Here is a 21282-nt window from a genome sequence, read left to right as displayed (position 1 = left end):
TACGTCATGATCGGGCTGCTTATCTTGGGGGTCAAGCAAGGAGATCGACGATGATCGACAAACGTGATTTCACCAGCCTGGGCCATGCCGATCACGGTTGGCTGAACGCCCGCCATCATTTCAGCTTCGCCAACTATTACGACCCGCAGCGGATGGGCTGGGGTGCGATCCGGGTGTGGAACGACGACGAGATCGCCGCCAACAGCGGTTTTCCCGCGCATCCGCACAAGGATATGGAAATCATCACCTATGTCCGCTCGGGTGCGATCACCCATCAGGATTCGCTGGGGAACAAGGGCCGTACGGCGGCGGGCGACGTACAGGTGATGAGCGCCGGGACCGGGGTGCGCCATGCCGAATATAATCTGGAGCCGGAGACGACCCGAATCTTCCAGATCTGGATCGAACCACGGCAAAAGGGCGGCGCGCCGACCTGGGGCGCCAAGCCGTTTCCCAAGGGCGAGCGCTCCGGCAAGTTCGTCGTGATGGCCAGCGGTTTCGACGATGACGGCGATGCGCTGCGCATTCGTGCCGACGCCCGCGTGCTGGGCGCGACGCTGAAGGCCGGGGAAAGCGTGGAACATAGCGTGGGGGCAGGGCGTCACGCCTATCTGGTCGCGGCAACCGGCGCGATCACCATCGACGGAGTCGCCTTCGAGGCGCGCGACGGTGCCGCGCTGGTCGGCGGGCAGACCGTCACCATCACCGCGACCAGGGACGCCGAAATCGTCCTGGTCGATTCCGAATAACCGAACAATCGAACGGGAGTATCGCCACATGGCCAAGGTTCTGGTGCTGTATTATTCGTCCTATGGACATATCGCGAAGATGGCCGACGCCGTCGCCGAAGGCGTCCGTTCAGGCGGAGCGGACGTCGATGTCCGCCGCGTCCGCGAGACGGCTCCCGATGAGGTCGCCAAGTCCGCGGGCTTCGTCGTCGCCGATCATCACGACCTGCTGACCGACCCCAACGAACTGACCAACTATGACGCGATCGTCGTCGGCACCGGCACGCGCTATGGCCGGATGTCGAGCCAGATGGCCGCGTTCTGGGACACGACCGGCGGCGTGTGGGCGAAGGGCGGACTGGTCGGCAAGATCGGCGGTGCCTTCACCTCGACCGCGACCCAGCATGGCGGACAGGAAACCACGCTGTTCTCGATCATCACCAACCTGATGCATCACGGCATGACCATCGTCGGGCTCGATTATGCCTATGAAGGCCATACCGGGCTGGACGAAGTGAACGGCAGCACGCCCTATGGCGCGTCGACGATCGCCGGCGGCGACGGCAGCCGTCAGCCGACCGAGATCGAACTGGGCGGTGCCAGGCATCAGGGCAAGCGGATCGCCGAACTGGCCGCCAAGGTGTTCGGATAAGAAGGAACGGGGCGGCCCACGGGTCGCCCCTTTTCCATCGACGGTGCAGCGGGTCGGAAATCAGCCCGGCCATGACCGTAGATGGTTGGAATGGTAGCGCTATCGGTTATCATCCCGTCAAAACAAGGACGGGAGAGGCGCGTGCGCATTTTGGGATGGATGGCCGTGGCGTTGGCGGCGGTTGCGGGAGCAGCGCCGGCGCAGCAGGGGGCGGCACCGGTAGCGGGCAGCAACCCGATCATCCGCGACAAGTTCACTGCCGATCCCGCGCCTTTGGTCGTCGGCGACCGGCTGTACCTGTATGTCGGCCATGATCAGGCGGAACGCGATCAGATGTTCAACATGCGCGAATGGCTGGTCTATTCGACCACTGACATGCACCACTGGACCGATCACGGCCCGATCCTGAAGGTCGCCGACTTCAAATGGGCGAAGGCCGATGCCTGGGCATCGCAGACGATCCACAAGAACGGCAAATACTGGTTCTACGCCGCGGTCGAACATGACGACACCCATCCGGGCAAGGCGATCGCGGTGGCGGTGTCGGACAAGCCGACCGGCCCGTTCGTCGATGCCAAGGGGTCGGCGCTGATCACCAACCAGATGACGCCGAAGGGCACGCATAGCTGGGAGGATATCGATCCGACCGTCTTCACCGACCGCGACGGGACGACGTGGATCGCATGGGGCAACCGGCAATGCTATATCGCCAGGCTAAAGCCCAACATGATCGAGATCGACGGGCCGATCACCGACATCACCCCGCCGCATTTCGAGGAAGGGCCGTGGCTGCATGAGCGGAACGGCACCTATTACCTGACCTACGCCTCGCTCGACCGGTCGAAGCATCGCGACGAACGCGTATCCTATGCGACTGCGCCGTCGATCAAGGGGCCATGGACCTATCGCGGCGAGCTGACCGGGTCGGGGAAATACAGCTTCACCATCCATCCGGGTATCGAGCAGTTCAAGGGCGACTGGTATCTGTTCCTGCATAACGCCACGCTGGCGATCGGCGATCTGAACGGCGCGATCGGGCGGCGTACGGTGACGGTCGAGCGGCTCCATTACAACCCCGACGGGACGATGAAGCCGGTGGTGCAGACCGATGCTGGGGTTACGGCGGCGAGGAAGTAGCGGCGCGGTCCTCCGGGATCGTCATTCCCGCGCAGGCGGGAATCCATAATCGCCGACGTCTGCGATCGATCCGAAACGTCAGCGGCTATGGGTTCCCGCCTGCGCGGGAACGACGATGTGCGCGCCGTGAGACCGGCCTCAATCGACCTTCGGCTCGGCCGGGAACCTCGTTCGTGCAGTTGCGAACATCGTCCGGGCGGGGGCCGCGCCGGCTTCGCTTGCCGCCGTGCCGACCCAGCGCCAGTGCCACGGTTCCCATTTCACCTGCTGTTTGTTGCCCGCCGGGAACGACATTTCGAAACCAAATCGGGCGGCGTTGGCGCGGAGCCAGCGGCCGGTAGGGGTGGCGCCGAAACAGGCGTCGGCATCGCACGCAGGCGCGCTCGCACTGCCGAAGTCGATGACATAGCCGGTCGAATGCTCGCTGAACCCCGGTGGGGCGGAGGCCCAGGCGCGTTCGGCGAAGCTGCCCGACCCGTCCGGACCGATGCCGCCGCAAAAGGTCAGCTGCTGGAGCGCGACCGAACGATGGCACGATACCGCGCGCACCGTGCCCGCGACCGCCGGATCGGCATCGGCGGCGGCGAGCAGGCGGGTGAGGTCGGGCAGCATCGCCGGATGGACCTTGCACGACGCGCCCAACGCCGGGGGGGCGTCGATCAGCGTGCTTGCCGGTGTGTCGGGATAGGGAAAATGATGGAAGAGGCGACCGTCGGCGGTGCGCTGGACGGTGCCGCGTCCGCACAGCGCGACCGGGCCGGTGACCGGAGCAGACGGGGTCGGTATCGCTGCCGGTGGCGGTGCGGCCGGCGTGGCGACCGGGGAGGGCGCAGCGACCGGCGCGGGGGCCTGCTGCGTCGCCGGCGCGCAGCCAGCGAACGGGGTCATGATACAGGCAAGGACGAAGGATCGACGCACGATGGTCTCCGGCTGGGGCGGTTGACCGCGCGAGCGCACTGGCACGGCGTCGCCAACGATGGCAAGGGAGGCAAATGCTCGACGACCTAGTCCTGTTCATCGACGGCGAAGCGATCGTCCTCGACAAGCCCGCCGGCCTGCCGGTCGATCCGCCACGCGACGGATCGCCCAGCATCGTCAGCCGCGCCGACGAACTGCGCTTCACCTTCCAGCGCGAACCGACGCCGGTGCACCGGCTGGATCGCGATACCAGCGGCTGCCTGTTGCTGGCCCGCAATCCCAAGGCGCACGCCCGGTTCCAGCAGGCGTTCGAACAGGGGCGGGTGACCAAACGCTATCTGGCGATCCTCGACGGTATCCCCGCCGGGGAATCGGGCGAGATCGACATGGCGCTGGCCAAGGTCAGCAGCGTCGAGGACGGCTGGCGGATGGTCGGCGATGCGAAGGGCAAGCCGGCACGGACCAACTGGCGCGTCCTGCGGACGGTCGGCGACCGCGCGCTGGTCGCATTGTTCCCGGAAACGGGCCGCACTCACCAGATCCGCGTACACATGGCCGAGGGGCTGGGCTGTCCGGTGGCGGGCGATCCGGTCTATGGTCAGGGCGGGCGGAGCGGCATGTTGCTCCACGCCGTCGGCCTGATGGTGCCGCGCGACAACAAGCCTGCGATCGACGTGACCGCGCCGTGGCCGCACAGCTTCGTCGCGGCGGGGTTCGACGAAATCTAGGTGCCGCGCATCCCGATCACCCGGTCGATCTCGATCGATAGCGGCGAGCTGGTCGAAAGCTTTACCCGCGCGTCGGGTCCGGGCGGACAGCATGTCAACACGACCGACAGCGCGGTCCTGTTGCGGTTCGACGTGGGTGCGTCGCCGGGACTGCCCGATGCGGTCAAGAACCGGTTGGCGGTGCTGGCAGGATCGCGACTCACCAAGGAAGGGGTGCTGACGCTGCGCGCCGATGGGTCGCGATCGCAGGAGATGAACCGGCGCGAGGTGCGCGAGCGGCTGTTCGACCTGATCCGCGAGGCGACGATCGTGCCGAAGAAGCGCCGCGCGACCAAACCGACCAAGGCGTCGCAGGTGCGCCGGGTCGATGCCAAGAAGGGCCGGTCGCAGGTCAAGGCCGGGCGGGGGCGGGTGCGCGAGGACTGAGTGCGCACATCCTCTTCTGATAGCAGCAGGAGGGGGGGCGCCGTGTAGTGGTGGTGGAAGGGCGTATCCACCGATGGGTCCGTTTGCGGCGATCCCCCTCCACCAGCCTGCGGCTGGTCCCCCTCCCCGTGCCGGGGAGGATTGGAACGGCGCGGCCTTCCGCCTACATCGCCCCCCATGTACCAGTTCGATATTGCCACCGGCGCCAAGGGCGACCTGTACCGCGACCTGCTCGGCGCGCTCGATGCACTGACGGCGGACGAGAACGACGCGATCGCCAACATGGCCAATGCGTCGGCATTGCTGATGCAATATTTGCCCGATCTCAATTGGGCAGGATTCTACCGGCTGGTCGGTGACGAACTGGTGCTCGGCCCGTTTCAGGGCAAGGCGGCGTGCATCCGCATCGCGATGGGGCGCGGGGTGTGCGGAACGGCTGCTGCTTCGCGCGAAAGCCAGCTGGTGGCCGACGTCCATGCGTTTCCCGGTCACATCGCCTGCGACGCCGATAGCCGCAGCGAACTGGTGGTGCCGGTCGTGGTCGGCGAGCGGCTGATCGGGGTGCTCGACCTCGACAGTCCGTTGCCGGGACGCTTCGATGATGCGGATCGGGCGGGATGTGAGGCACTGGTCGCGGTGCTGGGGCCACGGATCGCCTGACCCGGCGCGGGACGGGCGGCACACCGGCACCGGATTGGCCGGGAACCGGGCGGCGTGATAGGGCGTCGAACCGTTGTTTCGCCGTTCAGGGAGTTTTCGGCCGATGCAAACGTCGTCCTTCGCCGCCGCTATCGCGCTGCTTGCCACCTCCGGCCTGACCATCGGTGTCGCACAGGCGCAGCGCGTGGGGCAGGCACCTGCGGCGCTGCCCCGCGGGCCGGCGGTTCAGGCCGGTGCGCCGCGCGTGAACCTGCCCGGACCGCGTTGGGGCGGGAAAGTGCGCGGGCGCTGGGTCGGCGGCACCTATGCGCCGGGCGGATGGGCGGCGTATCGCCCGCCGGTGCGCGGCTGGGTGTTGCCTCGCTACTGGGTCGCGCCGAGCTTCTTCATCCAGGACTGGTCGGGCTATGGACTGGCCCGGCCGCAGGCGGGCTATGGCTGGTATCGGTACTATGACGATGCCGTGCTCGCCGATCGCGACGGGCGGGTCTATGACGTTCGCAGCGGGCTCGATTGGGACGCGCGCGATACCGGGCGCTATGTCCGCGACGATCGCGACTATGAACGCTATGCGGCCGAACGGCGCGATGACGGGGTCGGCGGGGCCGTGATCGGCGGCGTCGCGGGCGCAGTGGCCGGGAACGTGATCGCCGGGCGCGGCAACCGGCTGGGGGGTACGGTGCTCGGAGCCGGGGCCGGCGCGCTGGCCGGCACCGCGATCGACCGGGCCGAGGATCGCCGCGCTCCGGCTCCGCCGCCACCGCCGCAGCCGGGTTACGGGGCGGAGTATCCGCTGCCGTATGAAGACGTGCCGATCGCGCCCGACGATCGCTATGACGACGGCTTCGACGACATGCCCGTCGCACCGGAGGTCGTGTTCGGCCCGATGCGCGAACAGGTGCAGCCGATCGGACCGCCTCCGCCGCCCCGTACGCGCTATGTCGAGCGGCATGTCGGTGCGGCACCCGTCGCGCGCAGCTACACCACGACGACTACCACCACCGAGGGGCCGGCGGCGGGCTATATCGCCGATGGCTATTACTATCCGCCCCGCACGGTCACGACGGTAACGGTCGAGCATCCGACGGTGGTCACGACGACGACCGAGGACGTCGTGATTTATGAACCGCGGCGGGCTGCGCCGCGGCGGGTGTATCGGTCGAAGATGTTGCGGCGGTAGACGGGTTTCAGCGTGGCGGGCGGCCGGCGAAAGTCGGTACGCTCTCCGCGCCGTTCGCCGACAGCGACGACACCGCGACGAAGTGATCGTCGACGATGACGCCCTTCAGCACCGCTTCGACGCCGGTCACGTCGCGCTGGTCGGTCCATGCCTGCGCATCGTTGCGCCGCCATCGGATGCGATAGCCGGCCGCGTTCGCGACCGGCGACCAGCGGACCGTGGTGTCGGTCGACAGCGCGCCGTCGATCGATGCGGTCACGGGGGCGGCCGGTGCCGTAGCCAGTCGGGCGATCGTCGCGACGTTCAGTGCGGTGACCTTCGCCAAATAGGGAAAGTCCATCCGGTCGATCGTGTCGCCATAGATTCGCGTTCCGTCGCGGCGCAGGTCCTGATGTTGCGCATCGTAATTCTCGACGCCGACCGAAAACCGGATCGCGGGATAGCCCAGCTTCAGAAAGGGTTCGTGGTCGCCGCCCCGGCCGAAGCGGTCGGGCCGCCGGTCGAGAAACGCGTCGACGCCACCGGGCAGGGTCGTCGCCACGACATCGACGGTCTTGGCCAGCGCGCGAGACGGGCCGTCATCCTCGCCACCCGCAGCGCGGCGGGCGATCTGTTGATCGATCGATTCGGACGCGCGAATGCCTTCCGAAAAGACGCGCACCCGGTCGGCGACGCGGCGACCATCCTGTCCGATGGTGTTGCCGACGATGTCGTTGTTCAGGACGGCAGTCACCACCCAGCCCTTTTCGCGGGCGGTGTCGGCCAGGAGTTGCGCCCCCCACAGCCCCTGTTCCTCGCCCGATAGCGCGGCATAGACGATGGTAGCGTCGAATTTCTCCTTCGACAGGATGCGTGCCGCCTCCAGCACCAGCGCCACGCCCGACGCATCGTCGTTCGCGCCCGGCGCGTCGCTGGTCGCGTCCATCACGTCGCTGACCCGGCTGTCGATATGGCCCATGACGACGACGACTCGGCGGGGATCGCGCCCCTGCTGGAAGCCGAGCACGTCGACGACGTTCACACCCTGCGGCGCGCGGGGACCGGTAAAGCCGCGCGCGATGTTCGCGACGGTGATGCAATCACCGCAATCGCGTCCGATCCGGGTCAGTTCGTCGGCGAACCACCGCCGCGCCGCGCCGATGCCGCGCGTCGGATGATCCGGGTCGGACGCGGTATGGCGCGTGCCGAAGCCGACCAATCTGGCGACGTCGGCGCGCAGCCGATCGGGCTTGGGGGCGTCACGGGCCGGGGCGGCGATGGCGAGCAACATGGCGGGCAGGAGCAGAATCTGGCGCATTTGCGGGAGGATGCAACCTTATCCGCAGCGGCTCAACCGGTTTCGGCAGATACCCGTTGCGCGCGAAAACCCACCGGCCGGATCGTTAAATTGTCTAAATAGAATGTTTGGTTTCGTTTTTTGCAATTGCTAACGGACCGGGTGCGGTGCACAACGACTGTGCCTTTCAGGCATCCTCTCCTAAAACTTTACAGGGTCGGCTTTGCCGGCCCTTTTTTTTGTGCCGCTTCCGCGCTAACGGCCCCTCACCAGCGCTGCGCTGAATAATAAGAGAGGACGCTGCCGGACATCCGGCGAACAGCAGCAGCCCGCGGGGGATCGAGCGCGACTCGCAAGCGACGCTCTCCCCCGCACGGTATTCCCCAGCATTGCATGGTCTTGCCAAGCTGAACGCCGGCTGTCCGGTGGTCAGCTCAGGCGGTCGATCCCGGCGCGATCGAGGCTGCCGGGGATGATCATCAACGGGACCGGCAGGGCGCCGGCGTCGGTTCCGGCGAAATGGGTGACCAGCGGTCCGGGTGATCCGGTCGCGGCGGCACCCAGCACCAGCGCGGCGATATTGGGATTGGCGGCGATCATCTCGCGCACGATTCGCGGGCCGTCGCCGGTGCGGACCGTCAGATGCGGTTGCAGTCCCGACTCGGCGATCAGCGTGCCTGCCGCCGCCTGTACCAAGGCTTCGGCGCGTTCGGTCGCTTCCTCCTCGATCGTCGCCTGCACGCCGCCCCATGGGGCGAATTCCTGCGGCTCGACCAGCGCCAATACTTCGACGCCACCATTGGTTTTGACCGCGCGACGGGCAGCAAAACGGAGCGCAACGGCGCTTTCGGGGCTTTCGTCGACGACGACCAGATATGTCCGCACGATGTCCTCCGCTCCGGAACGGCGTTCATGCGCCGGTTCGGCGGCGTCGTGCAAGCTGTACCGGGGCTTGACCCGGACGCGCCCGACAGCGAAGAGGCGCGACGAGCCTGAGAGGACCAATCTGCCCCATGCCGATCGAGATCAAGATGCCCGCCCTGTCCCCGACCATGGAAGAGGGGACGCTGGCCAAATGGCTGGTGAAGGAAGGTGACACCGTCAAATCCGGTGACATCATGGCGGAAATCGAAACCGACAAGGCGACGATGGAATTCGAAGCCGTTGATGAGGGCACCATCGGCAAGGTCCTGATCGCCGAGGGTACCGACAATGTGAAGGTCGGCGCGGTCATCGCGATCCTGCTCGAAGAGGGCGAGGATGCGTCGGCGATCGACGCCGCGCCCACGAAGGCGGAAACGCCCGAGCCCGCCGACGACCAGTTCAAGGGCAAGCCCGACCCGACCGATCCGAACAAGACCGGCAGCGAAGCCGCGCCGGCGCCTGCGGGTACGTCGGACCACGGCCGTCCGGCCGGTGCCGGCGCCGCGCAGAGCGGTGGTGGTCGTGTGAAGGCCAGCCCGCTGGCGCGCCGGATCGCCGCCGACAAGGGTCTCGAACTGTCGGGCATCGCCGGCAGCGGGCCGAACGGCCGCATCGTCAAGGCCGATGTCGAGCATGCCAAGCCGGGTGCGGCGAGCGCGCCCGAGGTCGAATCGGCTGCGTCCGCACCGAGCGCCGCTGCTGCGCCCGCTCCGGTTGCGGAAGCGCCCAAGCCCGCGGCGGTGTGGTTCGACGATTCGATTCCGCACACGGTCGAGAAGCTGTCGAACATCCGCAAGACGATCGCGCGTCGCCTGACCGAATCGAAGCAGCAGGTTCCGCACATCTATCTGACGGTCGATATCCGTCTCGATGCGCTGCTGAAGCTGCGTGGCGATTTGAACAAGTCGCTCGACGCGCGGGGCGTGAAGCTGTCGGTCAACGACCTGCTGATCAAGGCGCTGGGCGTCGCGCTGGAAAACAGCCCGAAGTGCAACGTCACCTTCCTCGGTAACGAGATGGTGCAGTACAGCCGTGCCGACGTGTCGGTGGCGGTGTCGACGCCGACCGGTCTCATCACCCCGATCATCCGCGACGCCGCCAACAAGGGCGTGGCGAAGATCAGCAGCGAGATGAAGGACCTGGCCGGCCGCGCCAAGGAGAACAAGCTGAAGCCCGAGGAATATCAAGGCGGTACCGCGTCGCTCAGCAACATGGGCATGTTTGGCATCAAGCAGTTCGAAGCGGTCATCAACCCGCCGCAGGGCATGATCCTCGCGGTAGGTGCCGGTGAAAAGCGCCCGTACATCGTCGACGATGCGCTGGGTGTGGCGACGGTCATGACGGCCACCGGCAGCTTCGACCACCGCGCGATCGACGGCGCGGACGGGGCGGAAATGCTCAAGCTCTTCAAGGCGCTGGTGGAGTCGCCGCTCGGCCTGATCGCGTAAATGCGCACCCGGCTGCTGACCGAGATCGTGCATGTCGTCGCCGGGGTGGTGGCGGCATGGGGGATCGGCTGGCTGTCGGCATGGTCCTATCCGCTGGGGCGGCGCGATATCTGGACCGTGACGTGGGTAGCGATGGCGATCGTCATCGTGCTGGGTATTCGGCAGGTGCAGCGCGCCATGGCCGAGGAACGCGCCAAGGGGGCTGTGCTGGATGGTCGAGAATAACGCCGTGCCGCCGGTCGGCCAGCCCGCGCTGCGCGTGACGGCGATGCCCGCCGATACCAATCCGTACGGCGATATCTTCGGCGGCTGGATCATGTCGCAGATGGACATGGCGGCGGGACTGGTCGCGGCGCGTCATTCCAAGGGGCGTGCGGTGACCATCGCCGTCGATGCGATGCAATTCTATGCGCCGGTCGCGGTCGGCGACGAGGTGTCGGTCTATACCGATCTGGTCAAGGTCGGGCGCACGTCGATGACGATCGAGGTCGAGGCATGGCGTCGCGACCGGTTCGGCGAGGCGGTCGACCGCGTGACGCAGGCGCGTTTCGTGTTCGTCGCGATCGACGAGGATCGCAAGCCGCGGGTGATCGCCGCCTGATCCTGATATCTTCCTGCAATCATTACGGCTGCTCGACCGGGCAGCATCGAGCGAAAAGGTAAAGTGATGGCTGAATCTTACGACCTGATCGTGCTCGGCTCCGGCCCCGGCGGCTATGTCGCGGCGATCCGCGCGAGCCAGCTTGGCCTGAAGGTCGCGATCGTCGAGCGCGAGCGGCTGGGCGGGATCTGCCTCAACTGGGGCTGCATTCCGACCAAGGCGCTGCTGCGCTCAGCCGAAATCTACCACTACATGATGCACGCCGCGCAATACGGTCTGTCGAACGAGAAGCCGGCGTTCGACCTCGCCAAGGTCGTCGATCGCAGCCGCAAGGTCGCCGGGCAGCTGAATGCCGGCGTCAAGGGGCTGATGAAGAAGAACAAGGTCGTCGTCCATGAAGGCGTCGGCACCATCACTGCCAAGGGCAAGCTGAGCGTCAAGCAGGGCGACAAGACCTCCGACCTCGAAGCCAAGCATATCATCATCGCGACCGGTGCGCGTGCCCGCGACCTGCCGTTTGCCAAGGCGGATGGTTCGAAGATCTGGACCTATCGCCATGCGATGGTGCCGCCCGAAATGCCGACCAAGCTGCTGGTCATCGGGTCGGGCGCGATTGGTGTCGAGTTCGCCAGCTTCTACAACGACATGGGCGCCGACGTGACGATCGTCGAGATGCTCGACCGGATCATGCCGGTCGAGGATGCCGAGGTCAGCGAGTTCATGCACAAGGCGCTGACCAAGCAGGGCATGACGATCAAGACCAAGTCGGGCCTCGAAAAGCTCGAAGCGAGCCCGGCAGGGGTGAAGGCCGCCATCAAGGGGCCGGACGGCAAGGTTGAACAGGTCGAGTTCAGCCACGCGATCGTCGCGATCGGCATCGTGCCCAACACCGAGAATATCGGCATGGAAGCACTGAAGATCGAAGCCGAGCGCGGTCACATCAAGACCGATGGCTATGGCAAGACCAATGTCGAGGGCATCTGGGCGATCGGCGACGTGACCGGCGCACCGTGGCTGGCGCACAAGGCGAGCCATGAAGGCGTCATCGCTGCCGAAGCCATCGCCAAGGCGCTGGGCAACAAGGACGTCCATCCGCACGCGATGGACAAGAACAACATCCCCGGTTGCACCTATGCCCGGCCGCAGGTCGCCAGCGTCGGCTTCACCGAGGCGAAGGCCAAGGAAGCGGGCTATAGCGTCAAGGTCGGCAAGTTCCCGTTTATCGGCAATGGCAAGGCGATCGCGCTGGGCGAGGCCGAAGGCTTTGTGAAGACGGTGTTCGACGCCAAGACCGGCGAGCTGCTGGGCGCGCACATGGTCGGCGCGGAAGTGACCGAGATGATCCAGGGCTATGTCATCGCCCGCCAGCTCGAGACGACCGAGAAGGAGCTGACCGAGACGGTGTTCGCGCATCCGACGATCTCCGAGTCGATGCACGAGTCGGTGCTCGCGGCGTACGGTCGTACGTTGCATATGTAGGACGTCATCGAAGCGTCATAATCACCGCTTGACCCGCGTCGTGCCGCAGCGGCATGGCGCGGGTCCATGAAGCCCTTCCTGCCCGCGGCGCTTGTCGCATCCTTCATGGTCCCACCGCCCGCTGCGGCGCAGACGGTGCAGGAGCTTCAGCGCCAGATCGACGAGCTGAAGGCGGTCATCGCCGAGATGAAGGCGGCGCAGACGGCGGCCAAACCGCCCGTCATGGCCGCTGCGCCCGCGACGACGCCGGCTCCGGTCGCGGCCGAGCCTGCCGCCCCGATGCAGGTCGCCGCCGCCCCGGCCAGACCGTCGCGCGAGAAATGGTACGACCGCATCCGGCTGCGCGGCTATACCCAGTTGCGGCTGAACGAGATCATCTCCGGCGATCGCACGGCACCGGACGGGATCGCCCGGCTGCGCTCGGTCCACGACAGCGGCATCGGCGACGATACCGGCTTCACCTTTCGCCGGATCCGGTTGGTGTTGCAGGGCGATCTGGGTGATCGGGTGTCCTTCTATCTTCAGCCCGATTTCGCGACCGCCGTATCGAACCAGTCGGTCGGCGAGCGGCGCGAGGGGTTCCTGCAACTGCGCGATGCCTATTTCGATGCGTTCCTCGACACCGACAAGCGGTTCCGCCTGCGCTTCGGCCAGTCGAAGGTGCCGTTCGGGTGGGAGAATATGCAGTCGTCGTCGAACCGGCTGACGCTCGACCGCAGCGACGCGATCAACAGCGGGGTGCCGAGCGAGCGCGATATCGGTGTCGTCGCCTATTATACGCCGCAGCGGGTCGACGATATCTGGGAACGATTGACCAAGGACGGGCAGAAGCTGTTCGGCAATTACGGCGCATTCGGGATCGGTGTGTATAACGGACAGGGTGTCAATCGCGAGGAAGCGAACGATGCGGTGATGGCGGTGGCCCTTGCGACGTGGCCGTTCGAGATCGGCGGCAAGCAGGTGCTGGAGGTCGGGGCGAGCGGCTACACCAATCGCGTCCAGCCCGAAATCCGCACCGGCGGGGTCAGCCCGGTCGCCTTTGCCGACGATCGCATCGGGCTGCACGCGATCCTGTATCCGCAGCCCTTCGGGTTGCAGGCCGAATGGAACTGGGGACGCGGGCCGGAATATGACCCGGTGCTGCGCGGCATCACGACCAAGGCGCTGTACGGTGGCTATGTACAGGGCACCGCGCGAGTGCGGCAGTCGGCGGTCGGGCCGTTCATGCCTTATGTTCGCTGGCAGACCTATCGCGGCGGCTGGAAAGCGGCGGTCAACGCGCCGCGGCTGGAGACCGACGAGATCGAACTGGGCATCGAGTTCCAGCCTGTGCCGGCGCTGGAACTGACGCTGGCCTATGCGCGGATGGAACGCGCCGAGGCGGACGAGCGGCGATCGGGACGGGCCGAAGGCGATGTGTTCCGGACGCAGTTGCAGTTGAATTATTAGGCTTTTTTGGGCGGGCGCGCGCCAAAGGTCACAAAGGTCACACTTGCGCGCTATTTGCGCGACTTGGGGAGCGGCGGGGTCAAAGAGCGTGGCCAAATACGGCGTGCCGCAGAAGCTGGCAGCCTATTGTGATGTAGGAAAGTCGGGAAAAGGCATCGGTCGTGGGTCGATGCGCTGCCCGGCCTTCGTGAAAGGGATCGAGAAATGGCAATATTGCGCGGTTCCCCGATCAGAGCCCTATTCGATTGAGAAGGTCCTTGGTTGGCTGATGCAAAGCGTTCCAGGCGTGGTAGGCGCATTGCGCCCAATCACGCACCAGAACGGCATGGCTAGCGACCGGCCCGGCGATGACGTCGGCGTGCGTTACCTCGAAGAGCGCCGGGATTGTCGGCAACGGGAGGAAACTACCGCCAGCCAACTTCTGCATGACCGGCGGGATATCTGCGAGCGGACGTTTCTGCTCGAAGGCTAGATATAAGGCAGCATAATGCACCCACACCGACTGGATTGCTCGGCGATCACCAATGTCGCCGGGGTGCTGTAGCGCATAAGCGTCAACCGTCAGTCTATAAACAGCCCCGAAAAGAACCGGGCTTTCATATTCCCGTGCCAGCAGATCGCCGTAGGAAGACCAGCAACCTGCGGTTGAAAGCATGTATTTATGCGTCGGGCCCGATTCTTCAGGAAAAAGCCCCCCGCAGCCGAAGCACTTCTGGAGCGGAATGTTGCCAAAGCTGTCCGGTATCACATCGACACTCCGCAGGATGAGTTGACGGATACCCTCTATTACGGCCTATCGCAATCAACCTTGTATCGGCTTCCCGATTGGGCTGACGGACGCCTGCGGGGTTCGCCTTCCCTAACCTGTTCCCGATCGAACATCTTCGAAATGGCCGATCTTGACGGAAAAACGGGAACTGCGGCCACTACCCAGCCGCCTTCGCCAGCCCCCGCGAAATCTGTAGCGCTGCGTTCAGGCGGGCTTGCGGGTCGCCGAAGCTGCGGCTGATGACCAGTTTCATGTCGGGGCGCAGCTTGGCGGTGCCGGCCAGCTTGTCGACATAGGCGAGCAGCCCTTCGACGCTCGGGAACTTGTCTTCGTGGAAGCTGACGATCGCACCCTTGGCGCCGATGTCGATCTTGGCGACGCAGGCCTTCTTCGCGTTCAGCTTCGCCTCGATCAGTTGCAGCAGGTTGGCGGTGGCGAGCGGCAGTTTGCCGAAACGGTCGATCAGTTCGGTGGCGAAGGCGTCGATGCCGGCGCGGTCCTCGACGTCGTTGAGGCGGCGGTACAGGCCCATGCGCAGGTCGAGGTCGGGGACATAGTCCTCCGGGATCAGGATCGGCGCGTCGACGGTGATCGCGGGGGAGAAGTCCTTGGGCTTGTCGTCGCGGATGCCGCCGGCCTTGGCGTCGAGGATAGCCTCCTCAAGCATCGACTGGTAGAGTTCGAAGCCGACTTCCTTGATATGGCCCGATTGTTCGTCGCCGAGCATGTTGCCGGCACCGCGAATGTCGAGGTCATGGCTGGCAAGCTGGAAGCCGGCGCCGAGCGATTCGAGGTCGGACAGGACCTTTAGCCGCTTTTCCGCCGCCTCGCTGACCAGCCGTTCGGGGGGCGTGGTCATGTACGCATAGGCGCGGGTCTTCGACCGGCCGACGCGGCCGCGCAGCTGATAGAGTTGCGCCAGGCCGAACTTGTCGGCGCGGTTGATGATGAGGGTGTTGGCCGACGGAATGTCGAGGCCGGATTCGACGATGGTGGTCGAGACGAGCAGGTCGTACCGCTTGTCGTAAAAGGCCGACATGCGTTCCTCGACCTCGGTCGGGGCCATCTGGCCGTGGGCGACGACGTAGCGGATTTCGGGAATTTCTTCCGTCAGGAATTTCTCGATATCGGGCAGGTCTGCGATGCGCGGGGTGACGAAATAGGCTTGGCCGCCGCGATAATGTTCGCGCAGCAACGCCTCGCGCAGGACGACCGGGTCCCATGGCATGATGTAGGTGCGGACCGCGAGGCGATCGACCGGCGGGGTCTGGATCACCGAGAGTTCGCGCAGGCCCGACATCGCCATCTGCAACGTGCGCGGGATCGGGGTGGCGGTCAGCGTCAGGACGTGGACGTCGGCCTTCATCGCCTTCAGCCGTTCCTTGTGCGTCACGCCGAAGCGCTGTTCCTCATCGACGATGACGAGGCCGAGACGTTTGAAATCGACCTGTTTCGACAGTACGGCATGGGTGCCGACGACGACGTCGATCGTACCGTCGGTCAGGCCGTCGCGGACCTTCTTCGCCTCGGTCGCGGTGACGAGGCGGGAGAGGCGGCCGATTTCGATCGGGAAGCCTTCGAAGCGCGCCTTGAAGTTGTTGTAATGCTGGCGGGCGAGGAGGGTCGTGGGACACACGATCGCGACCTGCATTCCGGCCATGGCGGCGACGAAGGCGGCGCGCAGTGCGACCTCGGTCTTGCCGAAACCGACATCGCCGACGACCAAGCGGTCCATCGGCCGGCCGGCGCCGAGGTCTTCGAGAACGTCGGCGATGGCGCGTTCCTGATCGTCGGTTTCCTGATAGGGGAAACGGTCGACGAAGGCGGGGTAGCCGCCGCTGTCGGGTTCGGCTATGTCGGCAGGGCGCATCGCGCGCTTGGCGGCGGTGGCGATGAGGTCACCCGCGATCTCGCGGATGCGATCCTTCATCCGTGCCTTGCGCCGCTGCCATGCCTCGCCGCCCAGGCGGTCGAGCGATGCGCCTTCCTCGCCCGCGCCGTAGCGGCTGAGGACTTCGAGGTTTTCGACCGGCACGTAGAGCTTGTCGCCGCCGGCATATTCGAGCTGGACGCAGTCGTGCGGGGCCTTGGCCACCGGCACCTGCGTCAGTCCGACATAGCGGCCGATGCCGTGATCGGCATGGACGACAAGGTCGCCGGGGGAGAGGGTGGCGAGCTCCTGGAGAAAGGCGTCGGTATTCTTGCGGCGCTTGGCGCGGCGGACGAGGCGGTCGCCGAGCATGTCCTGTTCAGTCAGGACTGCGACGTCGGCGGCGGTGAAGCCATGGTCGAGCGGCAGGACGACGAACGACACGGTCGACTTCGCACCGCCCAGCGCCTGCTGCCACGTCTCGACGGTCGAGACGCCGGTCAGGTCGTGATCGGCGAGCAGGCCCATCAACCGCTCACGCGCACCCTCCGAATAGCTGGCGAGGATCGGTTTGCGGCCCTGTTTGCGAAGCGCCGCGATGTGATCGACGACCGCTTCGTAGATGTTCGCCTGTTGCGTGCGTTCGGGGGTGAAGTCGCGGGGGCCGTCGACCTCGAAATCGACCGAGGTCGCGCTGTCGGGGGCGTGGAAGGGCGTGACCTGATGCGCGGCGGTGTCCGACAGGCGCTCGACCCATTCGTCGGCCGATAGATAGAGCGCCGCGGGGAGCAGCGGGCGGTAGCTGCCGGGATCGCTGGTCTGCGCGCGGACGCGGTTGGTGTGATAGTCGGCGATCGATTCGAACCGCTGTTCGGCGGCGGCCGGCACGCCCGCGTCGCGGACGATGACCGCTTCGGGGGAGAGGTGGTCGAAGAAGGTTTCGAGCCGCTCTTCGAAAAAGGGCAGCCAGTGTTCCATGCCCGACAGGCGGCGGCCGTCGCTGATCGCCTGATAGATCGGGTCGCCGGTCGCGGTCGCGCCGAATTTCTCGCGGTAGCGGGTGCGGAAGCGCTTGATCGACTCTTCGTCGAGCAAGGCTTCGGAGGCGGGGAGCAGGGTGAAGCCGTCGACGCGGCCGGTGGTGCGCTGGTCCTCGGGGCTGAAAGTGCGGACGGTTTCGATCTCGTCGCCGAAGAAGTCGAGGCGGAGACCCGAATCGGAGCCGGAGGGCCACAGGTCGACTAGACCGCCGCGCACCGCGAACTCGCCGGCGTCGTGGACGGTGTCGACGCGGTTGTAGCCGTTGGCTTGCAGCAGCGTGGAGAGACGGGGGAGCGAGATGCGCTCGCCGGGCGCGAGGCGCGCGACGAGCTGACGGATGCGGAACGGGGTCAGCGTCCGCTGGGTCGCGGCGTTGACGGTGGTGACGATCAGGCGGGGGCCCTTCGCCTTAGACTGGAGCGTGTGGAGTGCCGACAGCCGCTCGGCCATCGACCGCAGCGTCGGGCTAGCGCGGTCATAGGGCAGGCAGTCCCATGCCGGGAATTGCAGGACCGAGAGGTCGGGGGCGAAGAAGGGGGCGGTGGTAGCGATGGCGCGCATCGTCGCTTCATCGGGCGCGATGTAGACGAGGTCGCCCTTGCTGCCACGGGCAAGGTCGGCGAGCAGGGCGGGCAGGAAGCCTGCGGGCACGCCCGAGAGGGTCAGCGAGCGGGGGGCGGACAGGATCTTGGAGAGGTCGGGCATCGGCTACCTAATAGCCCTCTCCCCGATGGGGGAGAGGGTTGGGAGAGGGGGAGTGCGCGGCGCTTCGTTACTGCCCCTCTCCCCGGCCCTCTCCCCGCGAGCGGGGAGAGGGAGATCGTTCAGTTCACCGCGATACCGGCACGAAATCCATTTTCCGCATCGCGTGCAGGACCGGGTGGTCGAACTGCGCCGGCGCGGGCTGTACGCCCATCGCCCATGCCATGATGTCGACGTCCTGTTCCTCGAGAAAGACCTCGAACCAGTCCATGTCCGCGTCGCTCCATGTCGCGGCGTGCGCATCGAAATAGCCGCCGATCATCAGGTCGGCTTCGCGGGTGCCGCGATGCCAGCTGCGGAATTTCAGGCGCTTGAGGCGGGTCTCGCGGTCCATGGGACTCCAATGGCGATTGACCGACGGACGCTGGCAGCGGCCGCCGGTTCGGATATAGGACCAGATAGTCATGCGTCCCGATCTGCTCAACCCGCTGTTTGCCGAAGTCATCACGCTGAAAGGCGTGGGGCCGGCGCTGGCCAAGCCGCTCGACCGGTTGAAGCTGCGGCGCGTGGTCGATGTCGCGTTCCACCTGCCGACCGGGTGGGTCGACCGGCTGCGGCGCGACGAGTTGATGGTGCAGGATGCCGGGCGGGTGATCGCGATTTCGCTGACCGCGACCGATTACCGGGTCAGTGCCGGGCGCGGGCCGACCCGGGTCCATGCGGCGGACAAGCATGGCAACATCGTCAACCTGACCTATTTCGGCGGATCGTCGGGCTGGGTGAAGAAGCTGTTCCCGCTGGGCGAGACGCGGCTGGTGTCGGGCAAGCTGGAGTCGTATGGCCAGGAATTGCAGATGGTCCATCCCGACCATGTGCTGCCCGTCGATGAAGCGGATTCGTTGCCCGAGCGTGAAGCGATCTATCCGCTGTCCGAGGGGCTGACCTCGCGCCGGGTCGGGCTGCTGGCGGCGCAGGCGATCGAGCATGCGCCCGACCTGCCCGAATGGATCGAGCCGAGTTTGCTGGCCAAGCATGGCTGGCCGGCGTGGAAGGAGGCACTGGCACGCATTCATGCCGATCCGGCCGATGCCAAGGCGCGCGCGCGGCTGGCCTATGACGAGGTGTTCGCCAACCAGCTGGCGCTGTTGCTGGTGCGCGGCGAGGCGCGGGCGCGCAAGGGGCGGTCGCTGACCGGCGACTGGCGGCTGCGGGCAAAGCTCGACCTGCCGTACAAACCGACCGGTGCGCAGTCGCGGACGATCGGTGAGATCGAGGGCGATATGGCGCAGACCCAGCCGATGCTGCGGCTGCTGCAGGGCGATGTCGGGTCGGGCAAGACGCTGGTCGCGCTGATGGCGTTGCTGATCGCGGTCGAGGGCGGGGCGCAAGGCGCACTGCTGGCCCCGACCGAAATTCTTGCGCGGCAACATTATGCGACGTTGCAGCGGCAGTTGGCGGGGACGGGCGTCACCGTCGCCGCGCTGACGGGCCGTGACAAGGGGCGGGTGCGCGAGGGCGTGCTGATGGGGTTGGCCGACGGGTCGATCGACATATTGGTCGGCACGCACGCGATCTTTCAGGAGGCGGTGGCGTATCGCGATCTGGGGCTGGTGGTGGTCGACGAACAGCATCGTTTCGGCGTGGCGCAGCGGATGATGTTGCAGGCGAAGGCGGTGCGGCCGCCGCATCTGCTGGTGATGACCGCGACGCCGATCCCGCGCACGCTGACGCTGGCGCAATATGGCGAGATGGACGTCAGCCGCCTCGACGAGATGCCGCCGGGGCGCGAGCCGATCGAGACGGTGGTGATGTCGGAGGACAAGCTCGACGCGGTGATCGACGGCCTTGCGCGGCATCTGTCGGCGGGGAAGCAGGCCTATTGGGTATGCCCGCTGGTCGAGGAGAGCGAGAAGTCCGACCTTGCCGCCGCCGAAGCGCGCGCGGAGGCGCTGCGGCAGCGGTTCGGCGACAAGGTCGCGCTAGTCCATGGACGGATGAAGCCGCTCGAAAAGGACGCGGTGATGGCCGAGTTCTCGGCGGCCCGCGCCGGCGTGCTGGTGGCGACGACCGTGATCGAGGTCGGTGTCGATGTGCCCAATGCGACGCTGATCGTGATCGAGGCGGCGGACCGGTTCGGCCTCGCGCAGTTGCACCAGTTGCGTGGGCGCGTCGGGCGGGGCGGCGGCAAGTCGGTGTGCCTGTTGTTGCGGGGCAATGCGCTGTCGGAAACGTCGCGCGCGCGGCTGGCGCTGATGCGCGAGAGCAATGACGGCTTTCGCATCGCCGAGGAGGATTTGCGGCTGCGCGGTGGCGGCGAGTTGCTGGGCACGCGGCAATCGGGGGAGGCTATGTTCCGGCTGGCCAGCCCTGAGATGCTGGGCGAGTTGCTGCCGGTCGCCAATGCCGATGCGCGCTTGCTGGTCGATCGGGATGGCGGGCTGGAGGGGCCAAGGGGGCAGGCGGCGCGGGTGGCGCTGTATCTGTTCGAGCGGGATGCGGGGGTCGGGCGGTTGCGGTCGGGGTGATGGCTACCCGCACATTCGTCACGCCCGCGCAGGCGGGAGTCCATATGCGCTGACGTTGCGAGTGAAGCCGGGCCGTTGGCGCGTATGGATTCCCGCCTTCGCGGGAATGACGATTGGGGGGCGGGCGGTGTGCATCTACACATTCGTCATTCCGGCGCAGGCCAGAATTTATTGTGTCGGGTGGTCACGATGGGGACGGAACGGCACCGCGGCCGTGGATTCCGGCTTTCGCCGGAATGACGGGAGGTTTGGTTGCGTCGGCAGCTTCCACTCGATAGCGCAGCAGCCATGAACGCCCTTGCTCCCCTGATCGTTGCCCTGCTCGGCGGTATCGGCCTTGCCGTGCAGCCGTCGACCAATGCTGCGCTGGGGCGGAGCATCGGGTCGGTGTTGCTGGCGGCGCTGGTGTCGTTCGCGGTCGGGACGGTGATCCTGACGGGCGTGTGGTTGATGGCCGACCGGACGCCGCTGGCGAACCTGCGCGATGCGCGGCCGTGGATGTTTCTGGGCGGAGCCTATGGCGCGTTCTTCGTCGCGGCGGCGGCGTTCGCCGCGCCGCGGCTGGGCCTGGCGTCGATGCTGACGATCATGATCGCGGCGCAGGTGGTCGCGGCGGTCGTCATCGATCGCTTCGGATTGATTGGTCTGCCGCGAACGCCGATCAGCGCGGTACGGCTGGCCGGAGTCGGGCTGGTGCTGGTGGGGGCGATGCTGATCCGGCGGGGATAGGGGGTCTTTGCAATCCGGTCCCCATCCGTTTGCTTCGAGC

General features: G+C 66.4%; 20 protein-coding genes. 14 read left to right on the top strand and 6 right to left on the bottom strand.

The features are described from left to right. Positions 1 to 50 precede the first annotated feature (50 nt). From ASE90_RS02770 to ASE90_RS02760, 3 genes are all read left to right on the top strand, one after another. Positions 51 to 749 (top strand): pirin family protein, encoded by a 699-nt coding sequence (locus tag ASE90_RS02770; RefSeq protein ID WP_055995602.1) that lies wholly within the window; start codon positions 51 to 53, stop codon positions 747 to 749. Positions 750 to 777: 28 nt separating this feature from the next. Next, the gene (wrbA, locus tag ASE90_RS02765) at positions 778 to 1380 is read left to right on the top strand and encodes an NAD(P)H:quinone oxidoreductase (protein ID WP_055995599.1); all 603 of its coding nucleotides are present in this window, start codon (positions 778 to 780) and stop codon (positions 1378 to 1380) included. A 141-nt stretch (positions 1381 to 1521) separates the two neighbouring features. Then, on the top strand, positions 1522 to 2517 hold the full coding sequence (locus tag ASE90_RS02760) for a glycoside hydrolase family 43 protein (protein WP_235531630.1): 996 nt from the start codon (positions 1522 to 1524) through the stop codon (positions 2515 to 2517). A gap of 138 nt (positions 2518 to 2655) precedes the next feature. Here the strand turns inward: ASE90_RS02760 and ASE90_RS02755 are convergent, their stop codons facing one another. Continuing rightward, positions 2656 to 3435, bottom strand: coding sequence for a M15 family metallopeptidase (locus ASE90_RS02755; RefSeq protein WP_162235039.1), 780 nt, complete (start codon positions 3433 to 3435; stop codon positions 2656 to 2658). 74 nt (positions 3436 to 3509) lie between these two features. On the opposite strand from ASE90_RS02755, the gene ASE90_RS02750 reads away from it, so the two are divergent. The 4 genes from ASE90_RS02750 to ASE90_RS02735 all read left to right on the top strand — a co-directional run bounded on the left by ASE90_RS02750 (position 3510) and on the right by ASE90_RS02735 (position 6429). After that, the gene (locus tag ASE90_RS02750) at positions 3510 to 4163 is read left to right on the top strand and encodes an RluA family pseudouridine synthase (RefSeq protein ID WP_055995590.1); all 654 of its coding nucleotides are present in this window, start codon (positions 3510 to 3512) and stop codon (positions 4161 to 4163) included. Then, the gene (arfB, locus tag ASE90_RS02745) at positions 4164 to 4589 is read left to right on the top strand and encodes an alternative ribosome rescue aminoacyl-tRNA hydrolase ArfB (protein ID WP_055995587.1); all 426 of its coding nucleotides are present in this window, start codon (positions 4164 to 4166) and stop codon (positions 4587 to 4589) included. A 177-nt stretch (positions 4590 to 4766) separates the two neighbouring features. After that, on the top strand, positions 4767 to 5249 hold the full coding sequence (locus ASE90_RS02740; RefSeq protein WP_055995584.1) for a GAF domain-containing protein: 483 nt from the start codon (positions 4767 to 4769) through the stop codon (positions 5247 to 5249). Positions 5250 to 5352: 103 nt separating this feature from the next. Next, a complete protein-coding gene (locus ASE90_RS02735) occupies positions 5353 to 6429 on the top strand; it encodes an RcnB family protein (protein ID WP_055995580.1) in 1077 nt (358 codons plus the stop codon). Positions 6430 to 6436: 7 nt separating this feature from the next. Here the strand turns inward: ASE90_RS02735 and ASE90_RS02730 are convergent, their stop codons facing one another. Together ASE90_RS02730 and ASE90_RS02725 are read right to left on the bottom strand one after the other, a co-directional pair. Further along, complete coding sequence (locus tag ASE90_RS02730) at positions 6437 to 7726, bottom strand: M20/M25/M40 family metallo-hydrolase (protein WP_156361392.1); 1290 nt, start codon at positions 7724 to 7726, stop codon at positions 6437 to 6439. Between the two features lie 408 nt (positions 7727 to 8134). Further along, complete coding sequence (locus tag ASE90_RS02725; protein ID WP_055997160.1) at positions 8135 to 8590, bottom strand: universal stress protein; 456 nt, start codon at positions 8588 to 8590, stop codon at positions 8135 to 8137. A 128-nt stretch (positions 8591 to 8718) separates the two neighbouring features. Between ASE90_RS02725 and ASE90_RS02720 the strand changes: the two genes are divergently transcribed. The 5 genes from ASE90_RS02720 to ASE90_RS02700 all read left to right on the top strand — a co-directional run bounded on the left by ASE90_RS02720 (position 8719) and on the right by ASE90_RS02700 (position 13606). Next, on the top strand, positions 8719 to 10077 hold the full coding sequence (locus ASE90_RS02720; protein ID WP_055995577.1) for a pyruvate dehydrogenase complex dihydrolipoamide acetyltransferase: 1359 nt from the start codon (positions 8719 to 8721) through the stop codon (positions 10075 to 10077). Next, positions 10078 to 10302 (top strand): hypothetical protein, encoded by a 225-nt coding sequence (locus ASE90_RS02715; protein WP_055995574.1) that lies wholly within the window; start codon positions 10078 to 10080, stop codon positions 10300 to 10302. After that, complete coding sequence (locus ASE90_RS02710; protein ID WP_055995571.1) at positions 10289 to 10678, top strand: acyl-CoA thioesterase; 390 nt, start codon at positions 10289 to 10291, stop codon at positions 10676 to 10678. The genes ASE90_RS02715 and ASE90_RS02710 overlap by 14 nt, the downstream gene beginning before the upstream one ends. Positions 10679 to 10744: 66 nt before the next feature. Next, positions 10745 to 12157, top strand: coding sequence for a dihydrolipoyl dehydrogenase (gene lpdA, locus ASE90_RS02705; protein ID WP_055995569.1), 1413 nt, complete (start codon positions 10745 to 10747; stop codon positions 12155 to 12157). A 66-nt stretch (positions 12158 to 12223) separates the two neighbouring features. Beyond that, positions 12224 to 13606, top strand: a complete 1383-nt coding sequence (locus ASE90_RS02700) for a porin (RefSeq protein ID WP_055995566.1) — start codon at positions 12224 to 12226, stop codon at positions 13604 to 13606. 229 nt (positions 13607 to 13835) lie between these two features. Here the strand turns inward: ASE90_RS02700 and ASE90_RS02695 are convergent, their stop codons facing one another. The 3 genes from ASE90_RS02695 to ASE90_RS02685 form a co-directional block, all read right to left on the bottom strand. Then, positions 13836 to 14354, bottom strand: coding sequence for a DUF5946 family protein (locus ASE90_RS02695; protein WP_156361391.1), 519 nt, complete (start codon positions 14352 to 14354; stop codon positions 13836 to 13838). A gap of 178 nt (positions 14355 to 14532) precedes the next feature. Then, a complete protein-coding gene (gene mfd, locus ASE90_RS02690; protein WP_055995560.1) occupies positions 14533 to 17991 on the bottom strand; it encodes a transcription-repair coupling factor in 3459 nt (1152 codons plus the stop codon). Between the two features lie 124 nt (positions 17992 to 18115). Continuing rightward, positions 18116 to 18382 (bottom strand): succinate dehydrogenase assembly factor 2, encoded by a 267-nt coding sequence (locus ASE90_RS02685; protein ID WP_055995557.1) that lies wholly within the window; start codon positions 18380 to 18382, stop codon positions 18116 to 18118. A 70-nt stretch (positions 18383 to 18452) separates the two neighbouring features. Between ASE90_RS02685 and recG the strand changes: the two genes are divergently transcribed. Beyond that, a complete protein-coding gene (gene recG, locus ASE90_RS02680; RefSeq protein ID WP_055995554.1) occupies positions 18453 to 20513 on the top strand; it encodes an ATP-dependent DNA helicase RecG in 2061 nt (686 codons plus the stop codon). A gap of 288 nt (positions 20514 to 20801) precedes the next feature. Continuing rightward, positions 20802 to 21242 (top strand): DMT family transporter, encoded by a 441-nt coding sequence (locus ASE90_RS02675; protein ID WP_055995551.1) that lies wholly within the window; start codon positions 20802 to 20804, stop codon positions 21240 to 21242. Positions 21243 to 21282 lie beyond the last annotated feature (40 nt).

The organism is Sphingomonas sp. Leaf67 (genome assembly GCF_001421965.1).
Taxonomy (GTDB): domain Bacteria; phylum Pseudomonadota; class Alphaproteobacteria; order Sphingomonadales; family Sphingomonadaceae; genus Sphingomonas.
This window is presented reverse-complemented; position numbering and strand designations above follow the sequence as displayed.